At 57.1% G+C, this 8091-nt stretch carries 7 protein-coding genes; all 7 read left to right on the forward strand.

The annotated features are described in order from the left end of the window. Window positions 1-337: 337 nt before the first annotated feature. Window positions 338-901, forward strand: a complete 564-nt coding sequence (locus TQ39_RS19165; protein ID WP_156146433.1) for a hypothetical protein — start codon at window positions 338-340, stop codon at window positions 899-901. 101 nt (window positions 902-1002) lie between these two features. Next, window positions 1003-2283: a hypothetical protein gene (locus tag TQ39_RS19170; protein ID WP_050006725.1), complete on the forward strand. Its 1281-nt coding sequence runs from the start codon at window positions 1003-1005 to the stop codon at window positions 2281-2283. Then, window positions 2283-2912, forward strand: a complete 630-nt coding sequence (locus TQ39_RS19175; protein WP_050006726.1) for a hypothetical protein — start codon at window positions 2283-2285, stop codon at window positions 2910-2912. Before TQ39_RS19170 ends, TQ39_RS19175 begins: the two co-directional genes overlap by 1 nt. An 813-nt stretch (window positions 2913-3725) precedes the next feature. Continuing rightward, on the forward strand, window positions 3726-4148 hold the full coding sequence (locus TQ39_RS19180; RefSeq protein ID WP_050006727.1) for a hypothetical protein: 423 nt from the start codon (window positions 3726-3728) through the stop codon (window positions 4146-4148). Continuing rightward, window positions 4148-5707, forward strand: coding sequence for a phage terminase large subunit (locus TQ39_RS19185; protein WP_050006728.1), 1560 nt, complete (start codon window positions 4148-4150; stop codon window positions 5705-5707). The genes TQ39_RS19180 and TQ39_RS19185 overlap by 1 nt, the downstream gene beginning before the upstream one ends. Further along, on the forward strand, window positions 5697-6128 hold the full coding sequence (locus tag TQ39_RS19190) for a hypothetical protein (RefSeq protein WP_050006729.1): 432 nt from the start codon (window positions 5697-5699) through the stop codon (window positions 6126-6128). Before TQ39_RS19185 ends, TQ39_RS19190 begins: the two co-directional genes overlap by 11 nt. Then, window positions 6125-7963, forward strand: a complete 1839-nt coding sequence (locus TQ39_RS19195) for a hypothetical protein (RefSeq protein ID WP_050006730.1) — start codon at window positions 6125-6127, stop codon at window positions 7961-7963. The genes TQ39_RS19190 and TQ39_RS19195 overlap by 4 nt, the downstream gene beginning before the upstream one ends. The last annotated feature ends 128 nt before the right edge of the window (window positions 7964-8091 follow it).

Here is an 8091-nt window from a genome sequence, read left to right on the forward strand (position 1 = left end):
TATAAATTTAGCTGTATATGCCCGGTTTGCCATTGAGATGTATCGTCATTTTTCTTCGACAACATTTCAAAAGGGGAAAGCTTTGTACAAAAGCATGGTTGGGAGCCATCAACACCCGAGTGGCCGGATGAAGCAGTATGGCAGTCATTCTAAATGAATTTGACAGACGGGCTGAAAACAGAAGACCCATCCGTGCTTTTTTGCAAGGCCCAATGAGGTGTCAAAACAACGGCTGTATCCTTGAAAACAGCCGCTGTTTATGCTATCGTATAGACATGTATAATTTGCAAAAGGTACACTTTTGGATAAGGAGGCCCATACTGTGGAGGGCATGGGTATGGCTATAATGGAAGTTTTGCTGCCGGTTATTTTTTTGAATGTGTGCGGGATGCTGCTCAAAGCCAAATTTGGCCTTGACGGCGCGGAAAGCTACCTCATCGCGCTCATGGGCGTTCTCTCTTTTCTCTATATCGGCGGTATTTTTAATTTGCTTTTACCGGCGGCCGCGGGTATATTTATCGGAATACTTCTATTACTGCTTGCAGCTGTGAAAAAAAGCCGTTCTCAAAAGCGCTCTCTGGCTGCTGTATGCGGGCTAAAAGAATACTTTAACCCATTTGTCCTTTTGAACAATTTATCCTGTCTTGTTTTTACCGTTATATTTTCCATTAGCAATCCGCTGTTCTATTATTGGGATGAACTGGCTTTTTGGGGAACTTCGGCGAAAGCCACAAAGCTTTTAGACCGCCTGTACTCCATTTGGCCCACGCCGCTGCACAATCATCTGCCACCCTCAAATGCCCTGTTGAATTATTTTTTAATTTTTTCTCAGTGGATTTTCAGCCGTATATCCTGTTGCTTTCTTATGCGTTCTTATTCTTCGCGGTGTTTTCGGCGGTAGCCGAACTTGCATACCGCAAAAGCGGCAGTCTGCCTTTTGCAGTCGTGACATATGTATTATTGTTGCTTTCTCCGTTCATGTGTGTGGCACATAAGGAATTGTTGAATTACGAATCTCTGCTGTATGCTTATGGCACGGCCATGGTTGATTTTAACATAGCTGTGGTTTTTTTATCGGCCATAGCGCTGTATTTGAGCAGCCCGGCAAAAAAATGGTATTTGCTGCCTCTCGTTTTTCTTGTAAACATGAAAAATACAGGTGTGTTTTTTGCTTTGCTCGCGGTATGCGTGATACTGTGCCTTGCGGCGTTCGACGCGCGGGCGGGAAAGCGGCTGACGGAAACAGTGAAAAACGGTGCGCTCATGCTTCTGGTTGTTGTTCTTGCGTATGGCTCCTGGTTTGTTCACCTCAGCGCGTTTGAACTCGCCCCGGCGCAGCCGGTCGTCCTTCAGGACCCGGCCTATTTACAGGAGCAGGAAGAGCTCGTCAGGGTAGACGAGACCATTGACCAGAATGTACTCTCTATTTTGGTTCCTCCGCTTCGCTCTGAGCGTTATAACGCTGTAATGGAAACGATGCGCAAGGCCTTTTTGCTGGAGAAGAGCAACCTTTTTATGCCGGACCGGTACTTTGCTGCGGTGCTGGTTGCCGCAGGAGCGTTGGTTTCCGTTTTATCCTCAAGAGGGAAGCGGCTTCGGGCTTTGTGCGTGTTGTCGGGAATTGCGGTTGGCTGTTATGTATACTGTGCTGTCATCAGCTATTTTATTTCATATTACCGGGACGATATGATAGAGTATCCCCGTTACATGAGCAGCTATTATTTCCTGTGGGTATATACAATTATACTTCTTGCCGTGACAGGTGAAAACGGAAGGCGCGGTAAGCAGACCGTGTTCTGTGCGGTTTCGCTGGTTACTTTACTGTTGATCGGAAAAACAGGCCTTGATTATACATCCATCGATGCACCGGATACGCCCTATCTGGAGTATATGGAAACAGAACAGTATGTACGGCAAATCAAGGGCAGTATTGAAAAGGACGATAAAGTATACCTTGTTCTTCCGGACCAGTATACATGGGAATATATAAAGTACGGGTATCATCTGCTGCCGGCCATCTGTAATCAGGATACAAAAGGCACCGGAATTGATTTTACAATCAGCTTTAGAGAAAAGCTTGAGGCTGGCAGCGACAGACGGTATTATAACATTGCTTCGCCTCAGCTATATGCCCGCCTGATGACGGAATATTTTGATTATGTATATGTTGTGAGACCCGATGAGGAATTCAGAGAAAGCTATTCGCATCTGTTTTCAGATGGTATGACGGAGGGGACACTATACAAAATTACAGAACAGAACGTTCCAATGCAGGTGGTTTGATGAAAAGAAAGAAAAATATTTTGTGCCCGCTGCGTTCCACACGGCTGGAGGGCGCTAAAGGTCTGCTCCTTTGTTATGCGGTCTGTGTGATTTTGTTTCTGGGCTTTAAGCTTTGCGCGGGCCTGTGGGTTTTTTACGGGTTCCAAAATGGACGATACGCACAGCGGAATCTGACCTTAAATGATTTTGAACAGTATGGCGTTGAGCAGCTTGATGATATGACGATGGTAAACGCCACGGACGATACACAGCTTTGGATTACAGAGAATATATATAATCTGTATGTCGATTGTGATTTTTCTTATGACCCGGGGGAGTTTCTGGCTTTTTATTCATACAAAGCGGACGGCGTCTTCAGCGCGGAGAGATGCGTAAGGGGAAAGCAGTATGGAAGGTATTATGTTTTTGAATTTCCAATAGGGACAAACCAGATTCGTGTTGACACGGGGGTTCATCCTTCCATTACAGTATCTTTTCAGGAAATCTTGGCAAATAAATACACATTCAATACTGTTATGCGTTTTTCTACCGGGGAGCTGTTTTATCTGCTTGCGGTGCCGGGAGTGATTTACGGAGTGCTGGATTTGATATCCGGTATAAAAATAAAAGGTAACACCGCACAATTCTAAGTGTCGAATCGCGCCGGCGGATTTTTGTGACAGTTGCCGGAAAATCTGCAAGCGAGGCGACGCTTAAGGCATCAGCCGTGAATTGTGCGGTGTTGCCAAAAGAAAAACGGGCCGTATTGTTTTGAAAAAATACCTTATTCCGGCTTATAGGAAGTTAGCTGTACATGTTCGTTTCGCCATGGAGCCGTATCGTCATTTGGCTTCGGAAACGTTTTAAAAGGAAAAAGGCAATAGGGAATGAAATAGGATTCACGTTTGTTTTTTTACAGCTCATATATAGCGTGTTCACAGCCGCAGCGGTTTTCCGCTGCGGCTTTTTCTTTTGGCCGATTCCGGAAAACCGGACGCGCGGGAGCGTACAATGGGGATAGGGTGAGCGGGGCGGATGACAAGACGACGCACACAAAATGATATTTTCGGACTTTGTCAACGCCCCGCCGTCCGAAAGCGGGGGGACGCGCCCGCCGGTTTTTGCGCAGAAAAAACCGGATTGAAAACGAGGAGGGCCGGGGTTTTGCCGTTGGGGACCCGGCGCGGCGCAGCCGTGACGGGGACGGCAAAACATCGGCCCCGGTGGGGCCGATGACCGGCCGCGCGGTTTCGCGGAGCGAAATGCGACCGAACGGGAGCAAGCGCCGGGGTGCGAGCGCGGGGCCACATTTGAGCAAAGCGAAAATGGGGGAGCGAGCACGTTGCCCCCAGTGGGGGCAACGACCGGCTGCGCCGGTTTTTGCGCAGCAAAAACCGAGTTGAAAACGAGGAGGCGAGCATACGAGCGCGAAAACTGCAAAAAGCGACAACAGCAAAACAGCGGTGCGGGGCGGCGAAGCCGGGGCCGCGAAGCAGACGGCCGCACAGGGGGATCTCGCGCAGCGAAATGCCGCGCCCGATTTTGCGCGGCAAACCCAAAAGGCGGAAGGGCCGCACGCACCCGTTCCGGCTTCGCCGCAGCGGGACGCGGCCGAAGGGGGGCAGGCGCGGCGCTCCCCCGCGCCGGACGCTGACGCCGCCTGTGCACAGAGCGCGCAGGAGCTGCTGCAGGCGGCGGCGCGCGCGGCCGTACAGATGCTGGTGCGGACCGTGGACGACGAAAACGCCACGCTGCCCCAGCGGATGGACGCGGCAAAGACCATACTGGACCGCGTATACGGCAAGGCCTCGCAGCCCATCGAAGGGAACGGCGGCGCCGCGGTACAGGTCGTAATGTCAAAAGAAGTACGGGAGCTGATGGGCTGATGCAATGGGACATCGGGAAGCCGAACCCGAGGCAGATCGAATTTTTTAAGGCGCGCGCACGCTTTATCGCATACGGCGGGGCGCGCGGCGGCGGCAAAAGCTGGGCGGTGCGCAAAAAAGCCGCCGGGCTGGCGCTGTCTTACCCGGGCGCCGGCATTTTGATCGTGCGCCGCACGTTCCCGGAGCTGCGGGAAAACCATATCCTGCCGATGACGGCGGACCTTGCGGGCGTTGCCCGGTACCGGGACGCGGACAAATCCTTCACGTTCCCCGGCGGCAGCCGCATCGTATTCGGTTATTGCAGCAGCGAGAGCGACGTGCTGCAATACCAGGGGCAGGAGTACGACGTTATTTTTATGGACGAGGCCACGCAGTTCACGGAGTTCCAGTTCACCACGCTGACGGCATGCCTGCGCGGCGCCAACGACTTCCCAAAGCGCTTTTATCTGACCTGCAACCCCGGCGGCGTGGGGCACGCCTGGGTGAAGCGGCTGTTCATCGACAGGCGGTACAAAAAGGCGGAGCATCCCGAAGACTATGTGTTTATCGCCGCCAATGTGTACGACAACCATGCCCTGATGGCGCACGACCCGGACTATGTGCGCATGCTGGAAAATCTGCCGGAGGAACAGCGCCGGGCGTGGCTGCTGGGCCAATGGGACATTTTCGAGGGCCAGTATTTCGCGGAATTTGACCGCAATGTGCATGTGTGCAGGCCGCACGGCATCCCGGCGCACTGGCGGCGCTATGTGACGCTGGATTACGGCATGGACATGCTGGCGGCGCTTTGGGTGGCTGTGGACGAGCAGGGGCGCGCCGTTGTGTACCGGGAGCTGTACGAGGGACGGGACAACGGAAAAGGGGAAAACGGCCAGGGACATATCATCAGCGCGGCGGCGCGGCGGCTGCTGGAGGTGAACGGCGGCGACGAGGTGCAGGCCTGGCTGGCTCCGCCGGACCTGTGGAACCGCAGGCAGGACACGGGAAAAAGTGCGGCGGAGCTGTTTTTGGAGAACGGCGTGCCGCTTACAAAGACGGGCAACAGCCGTGTGGCCGGATGGCTGGCGGTGCGGGAATTTCTGGCGCCGGGGCCGGGCGGACAGGCGCGGGGTGGCGAAGCCACGCGGGCGCAAGCCCGCGACCGCGTGCGCCGGTTTTGCGTGCAAAACCGAGTTGAAGACGAGGAGGCGCGGGGCGGCGAAGCCGCGCAAACGCTCCGCCTGCGAACGTCCGGCCCGGCTTCGTGCAGCGAAACGGAGGCGGAAGCGCCGCAGGCGTCCGGCCCGGCTTTGCCGCGGCTGCGCATCTTCGACACCTGCGCAAACCTGATCCGCACGCTGCCCGCCCTGCGGCACGACGAACGGAAGCCGGAGGACGCGGCGGTCACGCCCCACGAGCTGACCCACGCACCGGACGCTTTGCGCGGCTTCTGCACCTACTGGAGCACGGCGGCGCATGCGCCCGAGGCTGCAGTCCACGACATCCTGCGGGATGATTTCAACATGAAAAAGCCCACGGCGGGACCGCTGGGGCAAGGAGGGAAATATCGTGTTATCTGATCTTTTAACGTTTGTTCTGGCGCTTGCGGTATGCGGCATGGCGGTGCTGTGCGTATACTGCTACCGCCTCGGGCTGCGGGACGGCGGCTTCGCGCGGCGAAACGGCGGGGCGCGGCGGCGCCTGCCTCTGCGAAACGGGGGAGGCGGCGAAAAGGAAAGCGTTTTCGAGCGCGGGTTTTGCACAGCGGAACGCGGCCGAACGGGAGCGGGGCGGCCCAGGCACGGCGGCCCGCGGGACGGCGAAGCCCCGCGGGCGGAGGCGGCCGGGGCAGCCCGCGGCGGCTTTGCACAGCAGACCGCAGCCGGGCCCGCGGCTGCGCCCGCGGGGGCGCAGGGATGGCGCGCGGACAAATATGACGCGATTCTGGCGAACATCGACGCATACGACGGGACAGAGAAAGGACAGAAGGTGATCGAATGATGCAGGAAAAGGAATGTACGGATATCTGGCGCAGGTATCAGGCGGGCAAGGACCATCACAACCGGACGAACATGTATACGCAGGCGGAAAAGTGCCACCGCTTTTACGAGGGCGACCAATGGCACGGGCTGCAGGCCGGCGACGAAGAGCTTCCCATGCTGAACTTTATCAAGCCCATCTGCCGCTACAAAATCGTGATGGTGGCGATGAACGACACCGCGATCCTGTTTTCTCCGATGGACAACGACCCGAAAAAGGCGGAGATCTGCGAAGCGCTGACGGCGTTTGCGGCGGCGCAGTGGGAAAAGGGCAAGCTGGACAGCAAGAAATGGGCCGTTGTGAAAAACGCGTGCATTACCGGCGACCATTATCTGTACTGCTTCGACGAGCGCACGCCCAGCGAGAGCGTTGTCACGGACATGACCCCGCGGCTGAAAATGCGGCTGATCGACAAAACGGCGCTGTATTTGGCCGACGAGCAGGAGCCGAACCTGGAGGAACAGGAATGGATCATCATCGCCGAGCGCGTACCGGTGGAAAACGTGCGCAGGCAGGCCAAAGACAACGGGCTGCCCGAGGCGGAGATACGCCGGATCGTATCCGACGAGGCGGACGAAACGCAGCTTGGCGTGACGGGCGCGGACGAGGTGCAGACGGACAGCGGCAAATGCACGAGTCTTCTGTTCATGCGCAAGACGGACGGCGGCGTTGCGTTCTGCCGCTCCACACAGGCCGTTGTGTACCAGCCCATGCAAACCATCCGCGGCCTGGACGTTTACCCGGTGTGCGGCATGCGCTGGGAAGAAAAAATGGGCAGCGCCCGGGGCGTGGGCGTTGTGGAGCGGCTGATTCCGAACCAGATCGAGGTGAACCGCACGCTGGCGCGGCGGGCCATCTGCGTGAAGCGGTACAGCTTCCCCACGGTGGTGTACGACCAGGACAAGCTGCTGGCGCCGGAGAAGCTGGGCGTTGTGGGGGCGAGCATCGGCGTGAAAAACCTGAACGCGAACCCGGTGGGCAGCTTTGTGCAGTACCTGAGCCCCGCGCCCATCAGCGGCGACGCGGCGAATTTACAGGCCGAGCTTGTGGGCACCAGCCGGGAGCTGGAGGGCGCGGGCGAGGCCGCGACCGGACAGGTGGACCCCACGAAGGCCAGCGGCGAGGCCATCAAGGCGGCCCGCGACCAGAGCGCCATCAGCCTGAACGAGCAGAGCGCGGCCTACAAGCAGTTTGTGGAGGACCTGGCGATGATCTGGTACAAGCTGTGGGTGGCGTATTCGGTGCGGGGGCTGCGGCTGGCGGACGGCACGCTGCTGCCGCACGCGGAGCTGGAGGCGCTGGACGTCGACATAAAAATCGACATTTCGCCCATCGACCCGTACAGCGTGCTTTCCCGCGAGCTTTCGCTGGAAAACGCGCTGGCGCAGCAGCATATCACATTTGAGGAATACGTGGAGGCGCTGGACGACAATTCCGGCGTGCCGAAGGACAAGTTCCGGGCCATTCTGGACAGGCGCCGGGGGGCCGCGCCGGAGCAAAGCGAAAGCGGGGCAGGCCAAAACATCGGCCCCGGTGGGGCGGCGGGCGCGTTTTCCCCGGAGGGGGCGCTGCCTGGCATGGAGCTTGTGGGCGGTGGCGTGCCGGGCGGTTTGCCCGGCACGGGAATGCCCGTGCAGGGCGGCGCGGGGCTCTTCCCGGGGGATGGGCCCGGCGATGGCGTAGGAAAGGGCGGAGGGAATGGAAGCCGCGTGTGGAAAAAGAGGAAGGCCCCCGCTTTCGCGGGGCTGATTACGAAATCTGCCGATGGCGTTACTTTCTTAATGTTAAGAAAGTAACCAAAGAACACCGGGGGCGTTCCGTTCGGCTAAAAAATCATGATTTCAAATTCCGTATCAAATCATGATTTTTCTTCACGCCTCTCTCCGAGGCCCCCGGCCCCCCAACGGCAAAAGAGGAACGATTT

Origin of the sequence: Ruthenibacterium lactatiformans, assembly GCF_000949455.1 — a bacterium.
Taxonomy (GTDB): domain Bacteria; phylum Bacillota; class Clostridia; order Oscillospirales; family Ruminococcaceae; genus Ruthenibacterium; species Ruthenibacterium lactatiformans.

Bases quoted from the DNA above. Each gene is read 5' to 3' on its own strand.
- TQ39_RS19165 (WP_156146433.1), top strand. From the start codon at position 338: ATGGCTATAATGGAAGTTTTGCTGCCGGTTATTTTTTTGAATGTGTGC.
- TQ39_RS19175 (WP_050006726.1), top strand. From the start codon at position 2,283: ATGAAAAGAAAGAAAAATATTTTGTGCCCGCTGCGTTCCACACGGCTG.
- TQ39_RS19185 (WP_050006728.1), top strand. From the start codon at position 4,148: ATGCAATGGGACATCGGGAAGCCGAACCCGAGGCAGATCGAATTTTTT.
- TQ39_RS19195 (WP_050006730.1), top strand. From the start codon at position 6,125: ATGATGCAGGAAAAGGAATGTACGGATATCTGGCGCAGGTATCAGGCG.